The organism is Paraburkholderia terrae (assembly GCF_002902925.1).
GTDB classification, from domain to species: Bacteria; Pseudomonadota; Gammaproteobacteria; order Burkholderiales; family Burkholderiaceae; genus Paraburkholderia; species Paraburkholderia terrae.
The window spans coordinates 2,624,785-2,647,359 of the sequence record NZ_CP026113.1 but is presented as its reverse complement, the minus strand read 5'-3'; the positions used below and the strand labels follow the sequence as shown (position 1 = coordinate 2,647,359).

Below are 22,575 nucleotides of genomic sequence, written 5' to 3'. Positions count from 1 at the left end.
CCGTAACACGGACTGAAAAGAGAGTTCGTAAAGAGTTGCAAAGATCGACGAAAAGCAACATGTGAATAAATAGTAGGATAACTACGCTTTTCAATAAATCGAACACGTCTTAACCTCTTGACCCAAAGCGACCGCGTTGCTTGACAACGGATGCGGTGTCGTCACACACGAGACAGTTTCGTGGCACTGGGTTACGACGGAGAAGAAACGATGGCGAGCCTGTTCGAGGAAAGCAGAGCCTATGCAGCCGACCTGATGGCGGTCACAGGGCGTCAGGCATATTTTCTTGAAGTGCCGGGCGCGGCGAGTGCGGCGGAGCTTTCCGTAGTCTCGTTCGAAGCCACCGAACGTATGGGCGCTCCCACCGAAGTCCGCATCCAGCTCACACATCCGGGCAAGCTTGCACGCGAGGACTATCTGAACCGGGACGCGACATTCCTGATCGATCCCGCCCTCGGCACGCCACGCCGCTTCTCCGGCTTCATCGCGTCGCTCTCGACACTCAAGACGACGAAGGACTTCACCCGCTACGAAGTCATCGTCAGGTCCCACTTCGCCCGGCTCGATGCGGTCACCACGAGCCAGATCTATCAGCATCAGACCACGCCCCAGATCATCGAGGCCGTGTTGCGACGTCATGGGCTGAAGGGCCATCAGTTCGCCTTCCGGTTGCGTCGGGCGTATCCGCAGCACCTGTTCCGATTCCAGTACCGGATGAACGATCTCGCTTTCGTCCAGATGCTGATGCAAAAGGCGGGCATCTACTGCTATACGGTCGAGACCGAGCACGGCGACCAGATCGTGCTCGGAGACGACATCGACCACTACATCTATGAACCGCAGCTCGATGTCCCATACCGGGAGAATGCGGGACTTGAAGCGGCGATCGAGTCGGTGTTCGCGCTGGAGACGCACGCGCGGACTGTGCCGCAGTCGTTCCTGGTGGCCGACTATAACCCCGAACAGGCGTGGGAACGCTTCAGGGACGAGGCAAACGTCGCGCCCCAGGATCCCACCACCTACGGCCAGCCGTACATCTACGGCACGCATCACCTCGATCAGGCGAGCGCGAAGTGGGAGGCGCAACTTCGTCACGAGGCGGCGATAGCATGGCAGGTCGTCTACGAGGGCGAAAGCAATGTGCTCGCGCTGCAGCCGGCGCGTATCCTGCGCGTCGATGAGGCGTTGCCCGACGCGCCCGATGGCCAGGTCGTGATCGCGGTCACGCATCGTGGCGCACGCGATACGGCCTACACGAACACCTGGCAGGCGATTCCGTCCGACCGGCGTTTCCGGCTGAAGCTGGAGGAGTCGGCGTGGGCAAAGATCCCCGGTTCGCTCTCGGCCCGGGTGACGTCGCCCGATCAATATAAATACGCCTATCTGACTTCCGCCGGTTACTACACGGTGCGCTTCGACACGGATTTTGCACCATGGCCCGCGGGCGGCGAGAGCGTGCCGCTGCGTCTCGCGAAACCGTTCGCGGGGGCGTTGCAGACGGGCTTCCACTTTCCGGCGCTGGATGGCACGGAGGCCGTGATCGAGTTCAGGGATGGCGATCCCGACAAGCCGTATATCGCGGCCTTCCACCATCACAGCCAGGCCGTGGACCATGTCACGAGCGACCGGCGCTGGCTCTCGCGCAACGTGATCCGCACGCAGAGCAACAACAAGCTGCGCATGGAGGACTGGGAAGGTCAGGAAGGCATCAAGCTGTCGACCGAGCATTCGGGCAAGTCGCAACTGAACCTCGGTTATCTGGTCAACCAGAAGCTTGAGCAGCGGGGCGAAGGCTTTGAGTTGCGCACGTCGGGCTACGGCGCAATGCGGGCAGGGAAAGGGCAGTTCATCACCGCCTATGACCGGCCTGCGGCGGGCGGTCAGCAACTGGACATGCAGGAGACCATCGCGCAGCTTGAAACCGCGCTGGAAATTGCAAGGGCACTGGCGGACTCGGCGCGCAGCGCGAAGGCGGTTCCCGCCGACACTGACGCGCAGCATCAGGTCAATGACGAACTCAATGGTCTGAAAAAGCCGGGGGTGCTGGCGAGTACGCCCGCATCCGTGGGCATCGTCTCGGGCAGTGGCGTTCAGGTTTGCGCAGGGGACAACATCAACGCGGTGGCCGGGAAAAGCGCGGATATCAGCGTGGCGAAACGCTTCACCGTGGCGGCGGGCGAACTCGTCTCAATGTTCGCGCAGAAACCCGGAATGAAACTGATCGCCGCGAAAGGTCCGATCGAAGTGCAGGCTCAAAGCGATGCGATGTCATTACTGGCTGACAAGGATGTGAGCGTGGCGAGTGTCAACGGCACGGTGCGTATCAGCGCGAAGAAGGAACTCATCCTCGAATGCGGCGGTGCGTTTGTCCAGCTCAAGGACGGAAGCATCACCTTGGGCGGTCCGCTCGACCTGTTTCTGAAGGTCATCACGGTCCAGAAAAAAGGAGCGCAGAGTCTGTCAACCGTGGTTCCCGCACTACCTGAATCGAAGGACGCGTTCGACGAAGCGTTTGTCGTGTACTGGGCCGGAACGGATATTCCCGTGGCCAATACGCGATATCGGATGTTTTCGGAGGGCAAGCTGATCGCGGAGGGCATTACCAATGCGTACGGCGAAACGTCACTGGCGCAGAGTCACGTCCCGCAGGGTGTCTCTATCAAACTGAAGGCGGATACATATGGCGGATGAAAACGACGTCGTCGGTTACGCGGAATCGTATATGACGTTGAAGTCGTACACAAAGCGCGCACAGGTGGAGCGAACCGCGTGTGACGTTCGCGTGCCGCCCGCGGCTGACTCGATGATTGGGCATTGCGAGTACTACTACAGGCCACTACATTGCGCGTATACAGAGACTGTCGAAAAGCTTACCGCCTCTAGCGCGTGGGCGACCATAAAGGCTTTTGCCACGTCCTGGGATCCATGGACCGACAAAGAAGTTTCGGCCCGTCTGCTGCATCAGCGTCAGACGCTGATCCAGCCGGACTGCACCGCCTCCGATTGGTCCCGGCACAGCAACTTCATGATGCGGCACATTGGTTGCGGGCACAGGCCGCCAGCCTACTACCTCAGTTACGGCTACTACTACTGTTCCAATTATGGAGCAAAGCTGAAACCAACGCTGTCAAAAGCGGGCAGGGATTGGCTCGACAATGCGAGGTGGTATCTGCAAATCCACATGGAAAAGGGACTGGCATTGAATATGACGGGAGATGTCATCAAGGTGAGCAGTGCGAAGCCGGGGAACGGCGGTTTCAGGATGGAGGTAAAGCAGTACGGGCTGGAACTGAACAACGAAACATTCAAGTCCTTTGCGTTCAAGACACACCCGCTAGCCTATCTCGACGGGGGGCTGGCGGATTTGCAGACTGGAGACATGGCCAGGATCATGGGCGGTCCGGCTCTAGAAGAGTGGGGCGATCGACGCACCTATGAGCAGGTGTGGGACAGCGGCAAGGTAGTTGCCAGCAAGACCGTGGGCGACGCATGGAGCGCCACCAAGGACGATATTGATGATCCCGTGAGCAAGGCGCTCGGACGTTTGATGGGCGCTAAGTGAGATGCGAATTCCGAGGAAAAGGACATTGATTGTGGGCGGCCTACTGACGGCCGCGCTTCTAACGTATGGATTTCATGGCATGACCACACCAGGCTGGCAAACCATTTCAACGACGTTCATGAAAAACGATGAGCCGTACGGAGGCGGCGACTGTCGGATCCAGGGGAACGAGGTCATTAGCCTTAAGCTTGCCGACCCCGTCATTACGTTTAAGCCTGTCGAGCAAAGAAAGAACCCCGAATATGCGGAACCTACCGAAGCATGGATGAGCAATGTGTACGAGGTACTGAACAGACAAACGATCAGCTTTTTTCGCGGAACGGTTGATGGTGGATTGAAACGCCACTTCCAGCAACCAGGCCAAGATGCGGCTTGGTGGTATTCGAAGGATTGGGGTGCGCAGTACATCAGCACTAGCTGGATGGATTACAAGATTCCGCAACCCAAAAACGGATTGTCGCCGGAAATCACCCGGCTCTGGACTTCGCGCGACGGAGGCAATAACTGGTCGCAGCTCAAATGGCCCGAAGAGCAGAACATTGGCCAGTTGCTTTTCCTTGATCCTGGCCGTGGTTATGCAGTCGGCTGGGGGCCACGCGTGTGGCGTACGGCCGATGGCGGACGTTCGTGGAAAGAGATCCGCGTCCCGGAACTCGCACGTGATCGTGAGCAACCGCGGCAGAGATTCGGCGGTGTGGATCTCGGCGCTGACGGCGTTCTGCGCGTTGCTTATTACGTCGACCAGATGGGAGAAGTTCGCCAGTCGAGCGTCGTTGACCGCTTGCGATGGGATAGTGAGGCATTTGAGCGCGAGGTGGTGCTTCCGGGGCAGGCAGTCGTCACGATCCAGTCGGAGCAAAGGTCCCCGGGCGTGTATTCCATCTACGCCCTTTCCCGCCTTGGACTACCACGCGACTGGAACGACCGGACCGATAACGGCCACCGTACAGGCGCCATCTCCCAATGGGGCAACTACGCGAAGCCCGAAGTCAGGCAGTTGCATACGTTCGATGCGCGCTTCACGCTGGACGGTCTGAGTGTGGGCCAGCGCGGCATACTACTCGTATATGCGACAGACGCGACGGGTGAAGGCGCGCCGCGCGATTTCACACTTGCCAGCAAGGACTACGGCAAGTCGTGGATCGAAACGGATGATGGCATTACGCAGGGCGTCTACTTCGATCCCGCAACGAACACTCAGTATGGACTCTATGCCTATACGCTGAAAAAGCGGATGTGGTAATGCTTGACCGCGAGGGCGTCAGCACGACGCCGACGCTGCAGCGTCTGGAGCTTGGAGACCAGGAGAATGGACGGGAAGCCTGGCATTGCTCCTCTGGTTCGAGCCCTCGAGCAGGTTGCCGTCGATGCTCCACCAAACGCCCCTTGTTAAAGATAGTCAAATCCGCCGATTCGACGTTGATGCACTCAGCGCAAAGTCAGAGAATGAAATTGCGGTGACCGTACCGCGAGTTGGCATGTTAGAGCCGCAGCAATTTCGCTGCGGCTTCTTTTTTTCTGCGCCGCAAATGACATGGGTCTCGCTGCTATTGCGCGGCAGTGAGTCTCGGGCCCGGCCGCGATGGCTGCGTCAATTCCTGCTGACCTTTGCGCTGATCAGAAACCGCTTCAATGCCCTGTCTCGTGACATCTTCGAGAAAGAGCAACCGCGCGCGGAAATATTCAGCGCGCAACTGTGCGTCCATGACCTGCTGTTCCGCGCGGAACAATTCCATGCGCAATTCATGAAGCGCGCGTTCGGCCTGTTTCTCGGGAGTCGGAGCGTGGCGTGCTGCCCAGTTTGCAATCCACATCAGCATGATGAACCCCTCGCATTTCAGCTGGCATTGCTCAAGCTGCGATTAGTTGCAGCGCCTTGTCACATACCACCTTGCACGGCTGGCACATCGGCAGACTACCAAAATGGCGCGAGCCAGTTTGCTAAATAATGTTAGTGAAGTTTCGACCGCATGAAGCGCATTTTTAATGTATTCACTTTCAAGCGCTTTCCTGACTTGACAATTGCTAAAAGTTTTCAAGCAATGAATCTCATATAGTACGGAATTCAAAAGGCAGCAATCAGGGAGAATCGGCACTTCACATTCCTTTCCGGAATGATGAAAGAGAGGCTTACAAAGTCTTGCATGCCAATTTACAAATCGAACGGGGTGAAGTAAGACAGCAACATGACAGCGGGAGGAGACCAACCAACACCTCCTGACCGGGCGCGCACCACGATCTGACAATCTTTAAATGATTTTATTGCGCCCTCTTTTTATACTGTCCCTCTCAATTGTTGAAAAACGTTGATACCGGATGGCGATTCGCGGGCAAACGGGGTAAGTCGGCGCAGTGGATCTGAATCGTCGTTGCATATCGAGGGATCGGATGTTTTTCAGACCAGGCACCACGCGGATTCCTTTCAAGACGGGCAAACGCACGCGCAAACGCAGCGGCTATCCGCAGCGGATCGAACTCGATCCTGCGACCGATTCGCACGCGCGCGCGGCAACCGAGGCGTATGCGGATTCGTGTGCGTCCGAGATGCCGTGGCTGGCCGAGTGGCTGCGTGATTCCGCAGCTGGAAGCAGTGTGAGTCTGACGCATTGCGCGTCGACGGTTCGCCGCGTGTTCGGTCTCGCGCAGGAGTGGGCGGCGCGCGAGCCGGACTACGCGCATGCCGCGTGGGAACATGTGCGGCTTCACCTCGAGGCGGCGCTGACTGCGCATCTGCGGTCGAAAGATACTGGTGACGATGACGTGGTGGCCTTGACGGGCGTGCAAGCCTAGGCGCGCTTGCTTCGCTGGCCCGATGAATGATTTCGCGTGCGGGGATCTATGAGAATTGCAGTCCTGGACGATGACGTGGCGCAAGCCGATCTGGTCTGCCAGTCACTGGCGGTCGATGGCCACGATTGCCATGCGTTCGCAGAAGGCCGCGCGCTCGTCAAGCACCTGCGCCGTCAAACGTTCGACCTGCTGGTGCTCGACTGGAACGTGCCCGACATGTCGGGCGAAGAGGTGCTGCACTGGGTGCGTCAAAGCCTGTCCGACCGCCTGCCCGTGCTGTTCATGACGAGCCGCAGCCGCGAAACGGATATCGCGTCGATGTTGAACAAAGGCGCGGACGACTACGTCGTGAAGCCCGTCGCATCGGGTGTGCTGCTCGCGCGTGTGCGATCGCTGCTGCGCCGCGCCTATCAACTCAATCAGATGGCGACAAAAGAAAGCTTCGGGGAATTCGAGTTCGAGCTGGGATCGAAACAGGTCATCGCGCGCGGCACGCCCGTCACGCTGACGCAAAAAGAGTTCGAGCTCGCGCTGTTGCTGTTCCGGCATCTGAGCCAGCCGCTGTCGCGTGCGCACATTCTCGAAGCGATCTGGCGGCAGGACGTCGACATTCCTTCGCGCACGATGGACACCCACGTGTCGATGCTGCGCGCCAAGCTCGGTCTGCGCCCCGAACACGGCTACCGGTTGACTCCCATCTACGGCTACGGCTACCGGCTGGAACGGATCGAAAAGGGGGATGCGTGACGGTGGCTGTACCGAGTAACACGCCGCGTGCGCTTTCGTGGGCGGCGCGGCGCGCTCCCGGCATCATTGCGTTTCTGGTCGCAGCGTCGGGCCTGCTGCCTGCCAGCTCTAACGCGCAGACATCCAATGCGCATGCAACGGCGGCGACGACGACCTACGTGACGCGGCCCGGCGACACGCTGTACGACGTCGCCGATCACTATCTGCGCGATCCGCGCGACTGGACCGTGCTGCGCAAGCTGAATCATGTCGCCGATCCGCTGCATCTTCAGCCTGGCGTGCAGTTGCGCTTGCCCGTTGCATTGCTGAAGCAGGAGCCGCGCTCGGCGCGCGTCGTCGCCGTGAGCGGTCCCGCCGGACACGCGTTCAGGCAGAATCCGTTTGCGCCTGTCACGGTCGGCATGGTGCTCGTCGAAGGCGACCGCGTGCAGACGGGGCACAACGGCTTCGTCACTCTGGAACTCGATGACGGCTCGCATGTGTCCGTGCCTCAGGACAGCACGATCGAAATCGGCGCGCTGCGGCAGACCGTGCTGACGGGCGTGAAAGACCGCGTGATCGACCTGAAGCGGGGCGAGGTCGATAGCGAGGTCAACCATGCAACCAAAAAGGACGATCGCTTCCAGATCCGCGCGCCGTCGGTGGTGGCGGGCGTGCGTGGTACGCGCTTTCGCGTGAGCTACGACGGCGACGAACAATCGACTGCCGTCGCCGTGCTCGACGGCGCAGTGGGCGTCGATGCGGCGCGCATGCGGCCACGCGCGCCGGGCGTGCCGTTGCAGGCATCGACGCAACTGATTGGCGCGCATTTCGGCAGCGTCACGCGTTCGACGGGCGGCGTCGGCGGGCCGGTGGCCTTGCTGCCCGCGCCCGCGCTGGCGGACCCGGGCAAGGTGCAGGACGACAAGGACGTCGCGTTCGACCTCGCGCCCGACGCGAACGCGCGCGCGTACCGCGTGCAGATCGCGCGCGACGCCGACCTGTTCGACCTGATCCGCGACCAGCGCGTACACGTGCCGCACGCGACGTTCGGCGACTTGCCTGACGGCAACTACTTCGTGCGCATTTCGTCGATCGACGGCATGGGCCTCGAAGGTCTGCCGCATATCTACGCGTTCGAGCGCCGCCAGTTTGGACTCGACGTCTCCGCCGGGCCGCGTGCCGACAGCCGCGACTTCGAGTTCCGCTGGCTCGCAAGCCGCACAGGTGTCGAGACCCGCTTCCGCTTCGTTCTGGCTACGACAGCCGATCTACGCGAGCCGCTGGTCGATCGCACGGATCTCGCGGCGGGGCAGATCGTCGTTTCCGATTTGCCGCCGGGCGACTACTACTGGACCGTGATCGCCGAGCAGTTCGACAACGGCCGGCTATACCAGAAGGGCAGCGCGATCCGCTCATTTACACTGGCACGGTGATGACCACCAGCGGCCCGCGCATGAGTTTCGATCCGCGCATACGTCTTGGGCGGCCAGTCGGGCGCCGCTTCCTGTTCGAATGGCTGTGTATCGGCTGCCTTGGCATCCTGGTGATTCTGGCCGGCTCGCTCGGCAGGTTCACGGCGAGCGTCGATCATCTCGTCTACGACGGCTTCCTGCGCTTGCGCGCGCAACCGGTGCTGCCCGAAATTGCCGTCGTCGAAATCGACAATGCGAGCATTGCGCGGCTTGGCCGCTGGCCCTGGCCGCGCGCCGTGCATGCGCAACTGCTCGATGAACTCGCGAAGGCCAAGCCGGCGGCCGTGGTCTACGACGTGCTCTTCACCGAGCCCGCGCCGGACGACGCGCAACTGGCGCGCGCTGTCGCCGCAACGCCGACATATCTGCCAATTCTCCTGTCTCCCGACGATGCCAACGGCGAGCGCGTCGCCGTCAAGCCGGTCGAGCCGCTCGCGAGCGCCGCTGCCGGACTCGGCCATATCAACCTCGAAGTGGACGCCGACGGCATCGTGCGCAGTGTCGCGCTGTTCGAAGGCGATACGCATATGCGCTGGCCGCAGTTGATGGTGCCCGTATGGCGCGCGATCAACGGCGGCACGGTGAAGGTGCCGCATCCGGCGAGCGCCACCGCGAACGCGCCCGACCGCACCTCGATCGCAGGCGATGACGAAAGGCGGGTGCTGATCCCCTTCAGCCCGCTCGCGCAGACCTATCCAAAGGTGTCGTTCGCCAGCGTGCTCGCGGGCGACGTGCCGCGCGACATGCTGCGCGGCAAGATCGTGCTGATCGGCGTGACGGCATCGGGCCTCTACGACAGGTTCTCGACGCCTGTGTCGGGCCGGCTCGGGCCGCTGCCCGGCGTCTACATTCATGCGAACGTGCTCGATACGCTCGTGACAGGCCGCGCGATCGATCCCGTCAACGGCCTGTGGGTGTTCGCGGCGTCGCTGGTGCCGCTCGGCGTGCTGCTCGCGGGCCTGCTCGTGCTGTCACCGCTGCGCTCGCTGCTGATGACGATCGTGCTCTGCGCAACGATGCTGGGTCTTAGCGCAGCGCTGCTGTACGGCATGCGGCTGTGGATGTCGCCCGTGCCCGCGATCGTTGGACTGGCTGCCGTCTATCCGATCTGGAACTGGCGGCGGCTCGAAATGACGATGTCGTATCTGCGCAAGGAACTGCAACGTCTCGCCGACGAGCCGCATCTGTTGCCCGAAGCGCCGCAACGCAGCCGTGAATTTCGCGGCGACGCGCTCGCGCAGCAGATGGCGCTGATGGCGCAGGCGGCACGCCGCGTGCGGGATATGAAGCGCTTCGTGTGGAACAGCCTCGATAGCGTGCCGGAGCCGATTCTCGTCAGCGACGTTCATGGAGTCGTGCTGATCGCGAATCACGCGGCGAAGGCGTACTTCGAACGGCTCGGCGCGGCGACGCCTGAAGGCACGCAACTTCGCCACGTGCTTGGTGATCTTGCATTCGTGAAGGCGATCGGTTCCCGCGCGGAGGTGGATGCGCTCGGACGCGCGCATTGGCCCGCGCTGCTCGATCCCGGCCGCATCGCTTTCGCGGAGATGATGGAGCGCGGCATCGAGGTCCGCGATCGCAACCAGCGCGATCATCTGTTGCGTTACGCGACGTGTACCGATGCGCAAGGCGCGGTGATCGGATGGATCGCGGGTCTTGTCGACGTGACGGCCGTGCATGCGGCCGAACGGCTGCGCGAAGACGCGTTGCGTCTGTTGTCACATGACATGCGTTCGCCGCAGGCATCGATTCTTGCGCTCGTCGAACTCGAACGCGCGCGCACGCCCGACTCCGAACGCCTGCGCGAATTGTTGAACCGTGTCGAGCGATACGCGCAGCGGGCCTTGATGCTCGCCGACGATTTCGTGCAACTCGCGCGCGCCGAATCCCAGGCTTATTCGCTCGAACCCGTGAGTCTCGTCGAACTCGTGATCGACGCAAGCGATGAAGTGTGGCCGCAGGCGCAAGCCAGGCACATTCGTCTTGAAGCCGCGTACGACGAACAGGGCGACGGCCACTGGATCAACGCGGACCGCTCACTGATGACGCGCGCGCTCGTCAACATTCTGAACAACGCGGTGAAATATAGTCCGCCCGAAACGCGTATTACGTGCATCGTCGCGCAGGATAAACTCGCGTCGGGCGAATGGCCGGCGCGCGTGCGCTGCACGGTCCGCGACGAAGGCTACGGGATGTCGGCGGAAAACCAGGCGCATCTGTTCGAGCGGTTTCAACGCTTTCACGAAGTCGAACGGCCTGAGGCCACGGGTACGGGGCTCGGCATGGCTTTCGTGAAAGCCGTCGTGACGCGCCACGGCGGCGACGTGCATGTGGAAAGCGCGCTCGGGCAGGGAACGGCATTCACGATCACGCTGCCCGCACTCGATGAGACGAACGCTTGAACAACTCGAACATGAATCTGTATTCGATCGAAGCGAGAAGAATGTGAAGAAGACGCTATGTTGTGCTGTCGTGGTTGTCGCGGGCGTGGCGGGTCTCGCGGGATGCGCGGGCGTGACGACGGACGTGCAGGTGTCGGGAACGCCCGTCGTGCTGCAGGGCGAGCGCACGTATGCGATCGTGCAGACGCCGTCGCAGGAAACGGGCGCCGCGCGCGAGCAGTACGAGGCGCTGATTCACAGCGAGCTTGGCAATTACGGGCTTGTCGATCGATCGGCGGAGCGCGCTAGTTACATGCTCTCGCTCGCGTACGATACGCGGCCGGCTGCCGTCGGCGTGATTGCGGGCGACTGCGCGGATTCAGCCTGCAACGGCGTTGCGAAGCCGGGCTTTTCGCTCTTCGGGCGCGAGTATCAGCATTCGATGACCTTGCGACTCTTCGACGCCGCGACCGGCAAGGAAGTCTACAAGGTCACGGCGACGAGCCATGACCGCAATGCTGATGCGTTGCATCCCATTCCATGGCTCGTCAAAAGCGCGTTTGCGCAGTTTCCGTTTGCCGGATACGGAAGCTGGCGCGTGAAACTGCGCAGCGGCGAAGCGGCGGGCAGGCCGGAAGTGGTCATGGTTAAGCAGATCGACAAATGACCTGCCGCAGCGCTTACGCCTCGGGCTTGTTCCTGAATGCCGCCTCGCCAGCGTCCGATATCTCGACCCACTTCTTATCGGGCGGCGCGTCGTCGACATAGCTGTCGTGCCAGTTCCACCACTTGTAGGTCGGCGTCTGCGGATAGCCTTCGGGTGAATCTTCCCAGACCTCTTGCCGGCCTAGCGGCGTGATGTCGAGATAATTCCACGTGCCGCCCATCTGCTCGTCGCCGCGATTGTTGATGAAGTAGGTGCGGAATATCCGGTTGCCGTCGCGATAGAACACGTTCGTGCCGTGCCATTCGCCGACGCCGAAGTCGGTGTCGAAGCTATCCGTGATCGTGAACCACGGAATCTGCCAGCCCATACGCGCCTTCAATCGCTCGATGTCCGCCTGAGGCGCGCGCGAAACAAAAACGAGCGTCGTGTCGCGGGCGTTCAGGTGGGCGATATGAGCGACCTGGTCGGCCACCATCGAGCATCCGCGGCACGCATGCTCGGGCCATCCGAACACGCCCGGTTCATAAAACGCGCGATACACGATCAGCTGACGCCGGCCGTCGAACAGGTCCAGCAGACTGAGCTTGCCTGATGGCCCTTCGAATGCGTAGGTCTTGTCGACGGCCGTCCACGGCATGCGGCGGCGCTCGGCGGCGAGCGCGTCGCGGGCGCGCGTGTGGGCTTTTTCCTTCACGAGCAATTGCTCGCGCGCGGTTTCCCATTCCTGCGGCGATACGACGGGTGGTGTGCGCATCGCCCGTTGTCCGCCTTTGCTTCCGCTTTCGTCCGATGTAGTCATGGCGCTTGCGACCTCCTGATTTGAACAAGTTGCCGCGCCTCGGGGATGAGGCGCGGCTTCGTTGGTTGTTCATCGCGCATTGCTTGCCGAGAGACAGTCTGGACCCGGAAAGCGAACGCTGGGAGTAACAAGTTTGGCGATATTTCTTTGAGTCACGGGTCGCAACGGACGTGCCCGCTTCCGCCAGTTCTCCGCTTACGCGCCTTGCTGCGAGCAGGTCCGGAGAATGCGGCGCGCGCTCATGGCTCGCCAGTAGGTCAGGAAGCGACCGGCGAACATGCCTGCCACGGCGCCCGATACGGCTGCGCTGATCAACATATACGTGCCGAGCGACGCGAGACTGGTTGCCGTCGCCAGTTCGACGCCGAGCCAGAACTTGGCCGCGAAGGTGATGACGATCAGCGCCAGCGGCAGCATGGAGCCGGGCAGCATGACGGTGTTCGCGATCGGATCGACGATGAAGCGCGTGCGGCTCGCCATGAACACGCCAGCCGCGACGCCCACGAGCGCGGCGACCACCCAGACGATCGCGTCGGCCCAACCTGTCAGCGGGTCTGTTACCAGGTGCGCAATGCCCCAGACCGTGAAAACGAGCGGCACAATGGCCAGGCGGGAAAGCGGCGCGGTGCCGCTGTTCATGGCCTTGAACCCGCGCGAAAGCAGGTAGACGAGCAACACCCAAACCCAGATGGGCGTGCCGTGAATGATGGCTGCGAGTGACATGATGATCTCCTTCAGACGAATGCGTCAGACGAAATGTTTTCGGATCGGTGATGACGGACTGCACTAGCGAATGACGTGCATCGTATAGGCGGGGAATTAGCGAAGAATGAGGGCGCGTGCTTTGGTGAAATCAGGCCCGATTCGGGCGGAAGCAGGCGAAAACCGGCGGCGCGATAAAAAATCTCTCAAACGTCCGCTGTATCGACTGGATTTTGCGGCAACGGGCGAGCTGCAAATTTTGGCTATCAGGGCGCGCGAATACGATCGATACAACCTTGCAAAGCAGCCCAAGGCCAAATCCGGATGGCGAAAACGTCCATCCCCGAGCGCGAGCCCACTCTTCAAGCTGACGACCATGCAAACACTTCGACCCCTATCGCTTCTGACGCTCACCGCGCTTGCATTGCAGCCGCTCGCGGCACAAGCGGATCTCACCGTGAAGATCGGACAAGTTTCGCCTTTGACGGGTGAGCTGTCACACATCGGCAAAGACGACGAAAACGGCGTGCGCCTCGCGATCGAGGATCTGAACAGCCGGAAAATCCGCATCAATGGACAGAGCGTCACGTTCGTCCTCGATTCGCAGGACGATGCAGCCGATCCGAAAACAGCCGTGACCGTCGCGCAGAAACTGATCGACGACGGCGTAGCGGGCGTCGTTGGGCATGCGAATTCGGGCACGTCGATTCCGGCATCGAAAATCTATTCGGATGCGGGCGTGCCGATGATCACCGAGTCCGCCACCAATCCGAAACTGACGCAGCAAGGCTTCACGAACGTGTTCCGCATGGTTGCCAACGACGTGAGACAGGGCACCGTGATCGGCACGTATCTGGTTCACGATCTCGGCGCGCGGAAAATCGCGATCGTCGACGACCGCACGGCATACGGGCAAGGTCTTGCCGACGAGGTCGAAAAGGCGGTCAAGGCGGCGGGCGGTAACGTGGTCGCGCGCGAATATGGCACCGACAAGACGACCAACTGGATGGCGATTCTCACGACCATCAAGAGCCGTCAACCGGACGGCATCGCATTCACGGGCGGCGACACGCAGGCCGCCGCATTCGTGCAGCAGGCGCAGAAGCTCGGGCTGAAGGTCAAGTTCGTCGCAGGCGATGAAGCATGTACGCCGCAGTTCATCAAGCTGGCGGGCGCGTCGATGAGCAGCGACACGTACTGCACGCTGGCAGGCGTGCCGCCAGCCAAGATGCCGCAAGGGCCGGAGTTCTTCAAACGCTATGAGCAACGCTTTGGCGTTCCTGTGCAGCTATACGCGCCATACGCCTACGACGCGGTGATCGCCATCGCGAATGCGATGCAGGCGGCGGGATCGACCGATCCGAAAGCCTATCTGCCGAAGCTGCGCGCGGCGAAGCTCGACGGCGTCACGGGTCCGATCCAGTTCGACGAGAAAGGCGATATCCGTAACGGTGCGATTACCGTTCGGCAGTTCGATCAGGGCAACTGGACCGACCGCTCCGTCGTGCGATAAGACGCGTCATTCGTCGACGATATCGACGGGCACGCCCAGGCCCACTTTCACGCGGCTCATGCTCACCAGCGTCTTGAAGCGCTTGACGTTGTTGTTGGAAAAGAAGAGTTGCCGCGTGAGTTCGGTGTATTGGTCCATGTTGCGTACCGTCATCACCAGCACGAAGTCCCATTCGCCCGCGACGTAGTAGCACTGCTGGATTTGCGGACACTGCGCGAACGTCCGTTTCATCGCGTCGAGCAGATCGATCTGCTCGCTCTCGACCTCGACGTTCGCGACGATCGTCAGCGGGTAATCCACTTTCTCGGGCGCGACGATCGCCGAGTAGCGGTCGATCACCCCTTCATCCGCGAGACGGCGCAATCTCCGGTTGACGGCGGCCGTCGACAGATTGACGCGCACACCGAGTTCGGTCTGGGGAATCTGCGCATCGCGCTGGACTTCCATCAGAAGCTTGCGGTCGAAGTTGTCGAGTTGGGTAGCCATGGTTTTCGCGTTGGGGCCGTAGTGTGAGAGATATTTTTGCACGATAAGGCCGAACTTCGAGACTTTATTGATGGTGTCGCGCAATATCATTTCATCATGGCTTTGCGCGCAAACGCGTTTAGTTTTGATCAACGGACCTTCGAGCGGTCCGATTTCTGGAGCAACCACGGATGCTGATCTCCAATCCCCGCGCCATTCACGTCGCCTACCCGGACACGCTGCGGACCATACTCAACGTCGAATCTGCGGATCAAAGCCGCGTCTGGCTGTCAGGCTGGGAACTCATTAGCCAGCAAGCCACGCCTCTGTGGGAGCTGACGGATGCGGCTTCGCAACTCGGCATCGCGCGTCTGTACGTGAAGGACGAGTCGTTCCGCTCGCCGCTGGGCAGCTTCAAGGCGTTGGGCGCGCCGATCGCGTTGATGCGTCTCGTCATGCGTCTATGGCACGCGCACGACATCGAACCGCAGGCGCTTATCGAAGGACGCTATGCGGAGATGCTCGCGAATCTCACGGTCATCAGCGCGACAGACGGCAATCACGGCAAGGCGCTCGCGGCCGCGGCGCAGAGCATCGGTTGCCATTGCGTGATCGTGCTGCATGCGAACGTCAGCGTCGAGCGTGAACAGGCGATTGCTGCGTATGGCGCGCGCATCGTCCGCATCACAGGCAACTACGACGAATCGGTCGAACACGCTGCGACGCTCGCGAAGAACAACGGTTGGCATGTGGTTTCGGACACGTCGTACGACGGCTATGAAGCGATTCCGCGAGACGTCATGCAGGGCTACGGCACGATTGCCGCTGAAGTCATCGAGCAATCCACGGATGCGCCAGCGTGTACGCATGTCTTCTTGCAAGGCGGCGTCGGCGGACTTGCGGCGGGCGTCGCGAGTTATCTTTGGGAGCGCGGTGGCGCGCAAAGGCCGCGCTTCATCGTTGTCGAACCACGCCAGGCGGACTGCCTGTATCAGAGCGCCATCGCCGGACATGCGGCGAGAGCGACGGGATCGGTCGATTCCGTGATGGCGGGTCTCGCCTGCGGCGAAACATCGCCGCTCGCGTGGAAGATCCTGGAGCAATGCATCGACGATTTCATGCTGATCGATGACGACGACGCAGTCGATGCAATGCGCCGCCTCGCAAAGGGCGCAGGCGATGACGTGCCGCTCGTCGCCGGTGAATCGGGCGCGGCGGGCTTCGCAGGCCTTTGCGCATTGATGCGAGATGGCGAACTCGCGCGCGCGGCAGGCCTGGATTGCAACGCGCGCGTGCTCGTCATCAACACGGAAGGCGCGACGGCACCCGCCGCTTATGCGCAGTTCGTCGGCGAGTCTGCGCAAGAAGTGGCCGCGCGTCAGCAGGCGTGGAAGCAAAGCTGCGTCCGCTAACCGGCGCATCCGAATCCAATCGACAAGGACAACCGATATGGAAAGCACGCTGCAGGGACAATTGAAGAGCTGGCGCCAGCATCTGCATCAATATCCCGAGACGGGTTTCGAAGAGGTGAACACATCCGACTATGTCGCGAACATTCTCGCGACCTTGGGGCTCGACGTGCATCGCGGCATCGGTGGAACGGGGCTGGTTGCGAACCTGACGGTCGGCGACGGCAAGCGCGCGATCGGACTGCGCGCCGATATGGACGCGCTGAACATCACCGAGCACGCGCCCGCGCGCACGCATGCATCGCGTACGCCGGGAAAGATGCATGCGTGCGGACACGACGGACATATGTCGATGATTCTGGGCGCAGCGCGGCTACTGGCCGAGCGGCGCGATTTCAACGGCACGGTGCGCTTCATCTTCCAGCCCGCTGAAGAACATGGACGAGGCGCGAAGGCGATGATGTCGGACGGACTGTTCGAGCGCTTTCCCGTCGATGCCATTTTCGGCGCACACAATATGCCCGGCATGCGCGCTGGAACATTTGCGACGCGCGCGGGCGGCATCATGGCGAGCGAAGATAACTTCGTCATTCACATCAAGGGACGCGGCACGCACGCGGCTCGTCCGCATATGGGCAATGATCCCATCGTCATCGCATCGCAGATCGTGCTCGCATTGCAGACGATCGTATCGCGCAATCTTGATCCGGGTCTGCAAGCGGTAATCTCTTGCACGGAGTTCATTACGGATGGACTCAGAAACGTGATCCCGTCGAACGTGACTATCAAGGGCGATACGCGTAGTTATTCGCGTGAAGTGCAAACGCTGCTCGAAACCCGCATGCGCGAAGTGAGCGAAGGCATCTGCCGGGCGCATGGTGCGGATTGCACCTTCGAATACACGCACGAGTTCGCGCCGACGGTGAACTCGGCACAATGTGTCGATGTGGCGGTGAACGCGGCGCGCAATATCGCGGGTGCGGAAAACGTCGACGCCAACGTGCCGCCAATGATGATCTCCGAAGACTTCGGCGCGTTTTTGCAGGCCGTGCCCGGTAACTTCATTTTCATCGGTAATGGCGACGCGGCGGAGAAGGGCTGCGTGCCTTTGCACAACGCAACCTACGATTTCAACGACGATATCCTGCTGACGGGCGCGCGATATTTCGCGGAGCTGGCGCGTCTCGAACTGCCGGTGGAGCAAGCATAAAAGCCGCCCGTAAGACACAGTAAGGACGTCGTTTGAATCGTTGCGCCAGAAAACACTCTCACTTTATTTGGGGGAGTGTTTGATGAAAAAAGCTGTATCTGTATTGTTGCTTGCTGCTTCGTGTGTTGTTGCTCAAACTCAGGCGTTCGCGCAATACGCGCCGGGCGATGACGGCGGTCCGGGCCGTCATCCCGCTGCCGACGAGCGCGGCGGTCCCGATGGTGGCCCCGGCGGTCCCGGCGGCCCCGGTGGTCCGCAGCACGCTGGCGGCCCGGTCCGCGCCGATGCGTCGCATCGTCCGGTGCCGCACCGCGACTGGCATCGCGGCGACCGCTTGCCACCCGACTATCGCGGTCCGCAATATGTCGTCGACGACTGGCGTGGGTATGATCTTCAGCCGCCGCCGTCGGGTTATCAATGGGTGCAGGTCAATGGCGACTTCGTGCTCGCCGCGATCGCGACGGGCGTGATTTCGAGCATCCTGCTTGCGCCGCACCGTTGATCCATGAAAAATGCCGCCCATCACGGGCGGCATTTCGTTTAGGGCGTGCGTGAAAAAAAAGCGCGCCGCTAGGCTTCGCGCCCAAACGTCAGCGTCACGCGAAACCCGCCATCGGGCGCGTTGTCGCATTCGAACTGTCCACCGTTATAGCGCGTGAGCCGTCGCACGATCGCGAGGCCCAGCCCGCAATGCGCGTCGCCGCCGCGCGCCGGATCGAGCCGCGTGAACGGCTGCAACGCGCGTTCGAGCTGTTCGCGCGGAATGCCGCGTCCATGATCGCGCACGATGAGCGTGTAGACGCCGTTATGCGCGGACGTCGAAATCTCGACGGGCGGCTCGCCGTAGTTCATCGCGTTTTCGATCAGATTCGACAGTATCCGGTCGAGGTCCACGAGCGGCAGATTGAAGCCATCGCCCGCATTCAGATGCAGACGTACGAGTGCTTCGTCGTCGAGTCCGTCGCCATAGTGACGGCGGCAATGCGCATCGACATTCGCGTGCGGCGAAGGATCGGCCGTATCGCGTGCATAGTCGAGAAACTGCGTGACGATGCGTGACAGCGACTCGGCATCGCGCAGGAAGCCGCTGCGGTTCGCCGCGTCGGGCAGCAGGTCCGCGCGCACTTGCATGCGCGTGATCGGCGCGCGCAGATCGTGTGCGACGCCCGCCAGCATCACGGCGCGTTCCTGCTCGGACTGCGCGAGTTCGCGCATCATCTGGTTGAAGTCGCCGATCAGCGCGCGCATTTCGGCGGGACCACTCGGCGTCACGGGCGGCACGCGCCGGCCGACTCTGAATTCGCGCGCTGCGTCCGCCAGCCTGTGCAACGGACGCTGAAACTGCCACGCGGCCAGCAGCGCCGCGCAAACGGCCAGCACCAGCATCACCAGCGACGAGCCGAGAAAGCGCATGCCCGGCAGATTCGCGTTGCGCATGAAGAGCCAGTACGGCTCGTTGCCGTACCGTATCCACAGCGAGCCCGTGTGCGGATCGAACACGACGCGGCTGCCCTCGGGCAGGCGCGGCAACAGATCATGCTCGAATGGCGCGTTGGAGCCCTCGCACTGGTTCGGACAACCCAGGCGGATCGCGTCGGCATCGGGGACAAATTCGATGCCGAGCGTCTGCGCTACGTGTCGTGCGGTTGCCTCGCCATCGTGCTTGGCCTGCACGGCCAGCAGCACGTCGCGGCGCGCATGCTCGGCGTCAATATGGCCGCGATCGCGGTCGACGACGAATAGCGACGTCACGTGTACGGCCACGATCAGGCCGACCGTCAGCGTCGCGAGACGGCCGAAAAGCGTATTGAACGGGTTTTTCATTGCGATGCGCTGTCGTCGCCTTTGCTAGCGTCGCCGCCATCGCCGACTTCACCGCCTTCGCCCGGCACGAACATATAGCCGATGCCACGCATCGTCTGAATGCGGCGCGGAGCAGCGGGGTCGTCTTCGAGCAGACGCCGCAGACGCCACACGGGCACGTCGATGCCGCGTTCCGTCACTTCCGAATCCGGACCGTGCAGCAGATCAACGATGCGCGTGCGCGACAGCGTTTCCATCGGATGCTGCGCGAACACTTCGAGCAGCGCATATTCGCTCCCCGTCAGCTTGACGGGTTCGTTGTCGCAAAAGAGCGTGCGCGATGCGAAGTCGAGCCGGAAGCGTCCAAACACGAGCGCCTCGCGATGCTCGGCAGGCGGCGCTTCGGGATGCAGCTTATGGCGGCGCAGCACGGCATGAATGCGCGCGAGCAATTCCTGCGGCATGAACGGCTTGCCGAGATAATCGTCCGCGCCGAGTTCGAGGCCGATCACGCGATCGACGCCATCGGCGCGCGCCGTCAGCATGACGACGGGAATCGTGTCGCCGCTTGCGCGCAACTGCTTGAGCGCGGTGAGCCCGTCGACGCCGGGCATCATCAGGTCGAGCACGATGATCGACGGACGCTCGCGTTCAAGCCTGCGCGCGAGATGCGTGGCGTCGTGCAGCACCGAGAATTCGATGCCGCGTTGCTGGAAGAAGTTGCGAAGCAGGTCGCGCAGGTCGGCGTCGTCGTCGACGAGCAGCACCTGAATGGGCGTGTCGGGCATGGTGTGAGCGGGCTGCGCCGGCGCTTCGCCGCGTTGGGCGGGGCAGCGACGTTGCCGCCAGGTATCGGATGTGCCTATGACTATAGCGCAACGCGGTGCGGCCCCGGTTCGGGGGACTTAGCAAGTCTTACCAAGTCTTAACGGATGGCGGCGGCCGTCCCCAACGCCGCGCAATCAGGCTCGGGCGGGTTCCAACGCGGTGAATGTGGTGTTTGCGCCCACGCACCTTAGCGCCGAAGCGAGCGTCTGCTCCGCTTCAAGGTCGGCGCGCGACTCGGCCGACATCAACAATCGCTTGTGCAAAAACCCAGTCAGCGCCGCGTGAATGAAACCAGCGGCGGCGCGCGTATCGACGTCGGGCGGCAACTGTCCGCGCAGCGACGCGGCCCTTAGCGCCGCATCGATCTGTGCTTCGGCGCGCAACGCGGCCATCGCGACGCGCTCGTAAAACGCCGCCGTCTCCGCCGTCACCTCGCACTTCGTCAGCGCGATGCTGTACAGACGCCGCGCGCGCCGCAGATACAGCGCGTCCCGCAGACGCTGAAGCAATTGCGCATGCAGATGCTGCAACGGATCGGCGTCCTGCTCGCAAGACTGTACGACGAATGGATCGAGCGGCATGTCCGCGCACTCGTAGATCGCCTGAAACACGGCCTCCTTGTTTCTGAAGTGACCGTAGACGGCGCCGCGCGTCACGCCCGCTTCCGACGCAATGTCTTCCAGCGCGGCGCGCGCAAAGCCACGCACGAAGAACACGCGCTCGGCGGCGTCGATGATCTTTGCCCGCGTGTCGAGCGCCTGTTGCTTCGTTCGTCCCATGACGGGTGCCTTTCTCCTGCCGTTCGGCGCCGCGCACGCGAATCCGCGCAGCGACCGTGTGAATCACGCGGCCATCGTAGTCGGCGCGACGCCGCGTTGGATTAACAAGTCTTACGGCAGCCTGGTGGCTGTAACCCGAGAAAGGCGAACAACCCCTATCGTCACGACCTTATCGTGTCGGTGCGTGTTGGATCAACACTCGTTGCGCGCCGGCCCCGTTCAATTCAAACAACTTTGTACGATGCCAGCGCTATTAAAGAACCGTAACTTTCGTATGCTCGCGGCCACGGCTGCGATCTCCGCTGTAATCCCGTTCCTCGCCGCGTGCAGCGACAAGCCCGCCGCGCCCCCTCAACAGACGCCCGAAGTTGGCGTCGTCAGCATCAAGCCGACGGGCGTGCCCGTCACCGTCGAATTGCCGGGTCGCGTGAGCGCGCATCTCGTCGCTGAAGTGCGGGCACGTGTCGACGGCATCGTGTTGAAGCGCGCGTTCACGGAAGGCAGCGAAGTCAAGGCGGGACAGATGCTCTACAAGATCGATCCCGCGCCCTACATCGCCTCATTGAACAGCGCGAAGGCGACGCTCGCGAAGGCACAGGCGTCGCTCGTGTCGACGCATGCGGAAGCCGAGCGCTACAAGGTGCTGGTGGCAGCGAACGCGATCAGCAAGCAGGACTACGACAACGCCGTCGCCTCCGAAGGCCAGGCCGCCGCTGACGTCGCGTCGGGCAAGGCCGCCGTCGAAACGGCGCAGATCAACCTTGGCTATACCGACGTGACCTCGCCGATTTCGGGGCGCATCGGCAAGTCGTCGGTGACGGAAGGCGCGTATGTGCAGTCGAGCGCCGCAACGCTGCTCGCCACCGTGCAACAGCTCGATCCCGTCTACGTGGACCTCACGCAATCGAGTCTGGTCGGCCTCAAGCTGCGCCGCGACGCGCAGGAAGGGCGGCTCAAGACGAGCGGCCCGAACGCGGCCAAGGTCACGCTGATTCTCGAAGACGGCCGTCCCTATGGCGGCACCGGCAAGCTCGAATTCTCCGACGTCACGGTCGACCAGACCACAGGCTCCGTCACCGTGCGCGCGCTGTTCGACAACGCGCAGCGCGTGTTGCTGCCGGGCATGTATGTGCGCGCGAAGATCGAGGAAGGCATCAACGAGCAGGCGTACGTCGTGCCGCAACAGGGCGTCACGCACGACCAGAAGGGCGATCCGACGGCGCTCGTGGTGGGCGCGGACGGCAAGGTCGCGACGCGGCAACTGGTGACATCGGGCACGTATGGCGCGAACTGGGTGGTCGAGAGCGGCCTGCAAACGGGCGACCGCGTGATCGTGCAAGGCGTCGACAAGGTGCGCCCCGGCATGACCGTGAAGACGGTCGACGCGCAATTGCCGAACACCGACCCGGCAGCACAAACAGCAGCCGCAGCGCCCGCATCCGACGCGCACAGCGCGCAGTAAC

At 62.1% G+C, this 22,575-nt stretch carries 20 protein-coding genes; 14 read left to right on the top strand and 6 right to left on the bottom strand.

Going from position 1 to position 22,575, the window contains the following annotated elements; genetic code table 11:
- Window positions 1-210 precede the first annotated feature (210 nt).
- The 9 genes from C2L65_RS41585 (at window position 211) to C2L65_RS41545 (ending at window position 11,604) form a co-directional block, all read left to right on the top strand.
- A complete protein-coding gene (locus tag C2L65_RS41585) occupies window positions 211-2,691 on the top strand; it encodes a type VI secretion system Vgr family protein (RefSeq protein WP_103254660.1) in 2,481 nt (826 codons plus the stop codon).
- Window positions 2,681-3,562, top strand: coding sequence for a hypothetical protein (locus tag C2L65_RS41580; protein WP_042305719.1), 882 nt, complete (start codon window positions 2,681-2,683; stop codon window positions 3,560-3,562). The genes C2L65_RS41585 and C2L65_RS41580 overlap by 11 nt, the downstream gene beginning before the upstream one ends.
- 79 nt (window positions 3,563-3,641) lie before the next feature.
- Entirely contained in the window at window positions 3,642-4,805 is a 1,164-nt protein-coding gene (locus C2L65_RS41575) for a WD40/YVTN/BNR-like repeat-containing protein (RefSeq protein ID WP_042305744.1), read from the top strand.
- 124 nt (window positions 4,806-4,929) lie between these two features.
- The gene (locus C2L65_RS47385) at window positions 4,930-5,511 is read left to right on the top strand and encodes a hypothetical protein (RefSeq protein WP_174485039.1); all 582 of its coding nucleotides are present in this window, start codon (window positions 4,930-4,932) and stop codon (window positions 5,509-5,511) included.
- Window positions 5,512-5,950: 439 nt separating this feature from the next.
- The gene (locus C2L65_RS41565) at window positions 5,951-6,352 is read left to right on the top strand and encodes a hypothetical protein (RefSeq protein WP_042305718.1); all 402 of its coding nucleotides are present in this window, start codon (window positions 5,951-5,953) and stop codon (window positions 6,350-6,352) included.
- A gap of 48 nt (window positions 6,353-6,400) precedes the next feature.
- On the top strand, window positions 6,401-7,099 hold the full coding sequence (locus tag C2L65_RS41560; protein ID WP_042305717.1) for a response regulator transcription factor: 699 nt from the start codon (window positions 6,401-6,403) through the stop codon (window positions 7,097-7,099).
- A complete protein-coding gene (locus C2L65_RS41555; protein WP_042305716.1) occupies window positions 7,096-8,514 on the top strand; it encodes a FecR family protein in 1,419 nt (472 codons plus the stop codon). Before C2L65_RS41560 ends, C2L65_RS41555 begins: the two co-directional genes overlap by 4 nt.
- On the top strand, window positions 8,514-10,958 hold the full coding sequence (locus tag C2L65_RS41550) for a CHASE2 domain-containing protein (protein ID WP_042305715.1): 2,445 nt from the start codon (window positions 8,514-8,516) through the stop codon (window positions 10,956-10,958). The genes C2L65_RS41555 and C2L65_RS41550 overlap by 1 nt, the downstream gene beginning before the upstream one ends.
- Before the next feature lie 43 nt (window positions 10,959-11,001).
- Window positions 11,002-11,604, top strand: coding sequence for a DUF4136 domain-containing protein (locus C2L65_RS41545; protein ID WP_042305743.1), 603 nt, complete (start codon window positions 11,002-11,004; stop codon window positions 11,602-11,604).
- 13 nt (window positions 11,605-11,617) lie between these two features.
- On the opposite strand, the gene C2L65_RS41540 is transcribed toward C2L65_RS41545, so the two are convergent.
- Entirely contained in the window at window positions 11,618-12,403 is a 786-nt protein-coding gene (locus C2L65_RS41540) for a DUF899 domain-containing protein (protein WP_042305714.1), read from the bottom strand.
- Window positions 12,404-12,598: 195 nt separating this feature from the next.
- On the bottom strand, window positions 12,599-13,126 hold the full coding sequence (locus C2L65_RS41535) for a DUF6622 family protein (RefSeq protein WP_042305713.1): 528 nt from the start codon (window positions 13,124-13,126) through the stop codon (window positions 12,599-12,601).
- A gap of 355 nt (window positions 13,127-13,481) precedes the next feature.
- On the opposite strand from C2L65_RS41535, the gene C2L65_RS41530 reads away from it, so the two are divergent.
- Window positions 13,482-14,618 (top strand): branched-chain amino acid ABC transporter substrate-binding protein, encoded by a 1,137-nt coding sequence (locus tag C2L65_RS41530; protein WP_042305712.1) that lies wholly within the window; start codon window positions 13,482-13,484, stop codon window positions 14,616-14,618.
- 6 nt (window positions 14,619-14,624) lie between these two features.
- Here the strand turns inward: C2L65_RS41530 and C2L65_RS41525 are convergent, their stop codons facing one another.
- Complete coding sequence (locus tag C2L65_RS41525; RefSeq protein ID WP_009771400.1) at window positions 14,625-15,104, bottom strand: Lrp/AsnC family transcriptional regulator; 480 nt, start codon at window positions 15,102-15,104, stop codon at window positions 14,625-14,627.
- A 170-nt stretch (window positions 15,105-15,274) separates the two neighbouring features.
- Between C2L65_RS41525 and C2L65_RS41520 the strand changes: the two genes are divergently transcribed.
- The 3 genes from C2L65_RS41520 to C2L65_RS41510 all read left to right on the top strand — a co-directional run bounded on the left by C2L65_RS41520 (window position 15,275) and on the right by C2L65_RS41510 (window position 18,204).
- A complete protein-coding gene (locus tag C2L65_RS41520) occupies window positions 15,275-16,495 on the top strand; it encodes a diaminopropionate ammonia-lyase (RefSeq protein ID WP_042305711.1) in 1,221 nt (406 codons plus the stop codon).
- A 37-nt stretch (window positions 16,496-16,532) separates the two neighbouring features.
- Window positions 16,533-17,702, top strand: a complete 1,170-nt coding sequence (locus C2L65_RS41515) for a M20 aminoacylase family protein (RefSeq protein ID WP_042305710.1) — start codon at window positions 16,533-16,535, stop codon at window positions 17,700-17,702.
- An 82-nt stretch (window positions 17,703-17,784) separates the two neighbouring features.
- Window positions 17,785-18,204 carry an RcnB family protein gene (locus tag C2L65_RS41510; protein WP_042305709.1) on the top strand — a complete coding sequence of 140 codons (420 nt, stop codon included), beginning with the start codon at window positions 17,785-17,787 and terminating at the stop codon, window positions 18,202-18,204.
- Window positions 18,205-18,272: 68 nt separating this feature from the next.
- Here the strand turns inward: C2L65_RS41510 and C2L65_RS41505 are convergent, their stop codons facing one another.
- The 3 genes from C2L65_RS41505 to C2L65_RS41495 all read right to left on the bottom strand — a co-directional run bounded on the left by C2L65_RS41505 (window position 18,273) and on the right by C2L65_RS41495 (window position 21,112).
- The gene (locus C2L65_RS41505) at window positions 18,273-19,526 is read right to left on the bottom strand and encodes an ATP-binding protein (RefSeq protein ID WP_042305708.1); all 1,254 of its coding nucleotides are present in this window, start codon (window positions 19,524-19,526) and stop codon (window positions 18,273-18,275) included.
- Window positions 19,523-20,293 carry a response regulator gene (locus C2L65_RS41500; RefSeq protein WP_042305707.1) on the bottom strand — a complete coding sequence of 257 codons (771 nt, stop codon included), beginning with the start codon at window positions 20,291-20,293 and terminating at the stop codon, window positions 19,523-19,525. Before C2L65_RS41500 ends, C2L65_RS41505 begins: the two co-directional genes overlap by 4 nt.
- 174 nt (window positions 20,294-20,467) lie before the next feature.
- The gene (locus tag C2L65_RS41495; RefSeq protein WP_009771406.1) at window positions 20,468-21,112 is read right to left on the bottom strand and encodes a TetR family transcriptional regulator; all 645 of its coding nucleotides are present in this window, start codon (window positions 21,110-21,112) and stop codon (window positions 20,468-20,470) included.
- Between the two features lie 241 nt (window positions 21,113-21,353).
- Here C2L65_RS41495 and C2L65_RS41490 point away from each other — a divergent pair, with 241 nt between their 5' ends.
- Complete coding sequence (locus tag C2L65_RS41490; protein WP_174485038.1) at window positions 21,354-22,574, top strand: efflux RND transporter periplasmic adaptor subunit; 1,221 nt, start codon at window positions 21,354-21,356, stop codon at window positions 22,572-22,574.
- Window position 22,575: the final 1 nt, after the last annotated feature.

Excerpts from the sequence above, each read along its gene's own strand:
- C2L65_RS41495 (WP_009771406.1), bottom strand. The coding sequence starts at position 21,112 with ATGGGACGAACGAAGCAACAGGCGCTCGACACGCGGGCAAAGATCATC.
- C2L65_RS41585 (WP_103254660.1), top strand. The coding sequence starts at position 211 with ATGGCGAGCCTGTTCGAGGAAAGCAGAGCCTATGCAGCCGACCTGATG.
- C2L65_RS41500 (WP_042305707.1), bottom strand. The coding sequence starts at position 20,293 with ATGCCCGACACGCCCATTCAGGTGCTGCTCGTCGACGACGACGCCGAC.
- C2L65_RS41560 (WP_042305717.1), top strand. The coding sequence starts at position 6,401 with ATGAGAATTGCAGTCCTGGACGATGACGTGGCGCAAGCCGATCTGGTC.
- C2L65_RS41490 (WP_174485038.1), top strand. The coding sequence starts at position 21,354 with ATGCCAGCGCTATTAAAGAACCGTAACTTTCGTATGCTCGCGGCCACG.
- C2L65_RS41510 (WP_042305709.1), top strand. The coding sequence starts at position 17,785 with ATGAAAAAAGCTGTATCTGTATTGTTGCTTGCTGCTTCGTGTGTTGTT.
- C2L65_RS47385 (WP_174485039.1), top strand. The coding sequence starts at position 4,930 with ATGCTCCACCAAACGCCCCTTGTTAAAGATAGTCAAATCCGCCGATTC.
- C2L65_RS41550 (WP_042305715.1), top strand. The coding sequence starts at position 8,514 with ATGACCACCAGCGGCCCGCGCATGAGTTTCGATCCGCGCATACGTCTT.
- C2L65_RS41575 (WP_042305744.1), top strand. The coding sequence starts at position 3,642 with ATGACCACACCAGGCTGGCAAACCATTTCAACGACGTTCATGAAAAAC.
- C2L65_RS41535 (WP_042305713.1), bottom strand. The coding sequence starts at position 13,126 with ATGTCACTCGCAGCCATCATTCACGGCACGCCCATCTGGGTTTGGGTG.
- C2L65_RS41520 (WP_042305711.1), top strand. The coding sequence starts at position 15,275 with ATGCTGATCTCCAATCCCCGCGCCATTCACGTCGCCTACCCGGACACG.
- C2L65_RS41580 (WP_042305719.1), top strand. The coding sequence starts at position 2,681 with ATGGCGGATGAAAACGACGTCGTCGGTTACGCGGAATCGTATATGACG.
- C2L65_RS41515 (WP_042305710.1), top strand. The coding sequence starts at position 16,533 with ATGGAAAGCACGCTGCAGGGACAATTGAAGAGCTGGCGCCAGCATCTG.
- C2L65_RS41530 (WP_042305712.1), top strand. The coding sequence starts at position 13,482 with ATGCAAACACTTCGACCCCTATCGCTTCTGACGCTCACCGCGCTTGCA.
- C2L65_RS41540 (WP_042305714.1), bottom strand. The coding sequence starts at position 12,403 with ATGACTACATCGGACGAAAGCGGAAGCAAAGGCGGACAACGGGCGATG.
- C2L65_RS41505 (WP_042305708.1), bottom strand. The coding sequence starts at position 19,526 with ATGAAAAACCCGTTCAATACGCTTTTCGGCCGTCTCGCGACGCTGACG.
- C2L65_RS41525 (WP_009771400.1), bottom strand. The coding sequence starts at position 15,104 with ATGGCTACCCAACTCGACAACTTCGACCGCAAGCTTCTGATGGAAGTC.
- C2L65_RS41565 (WP_042305718.1), top strand. The coding sequence starts at position 5,951 with ATGTTTTTCAGACCAGGCACCACGCGGATTCCTTTCAAGACGGGCAAA.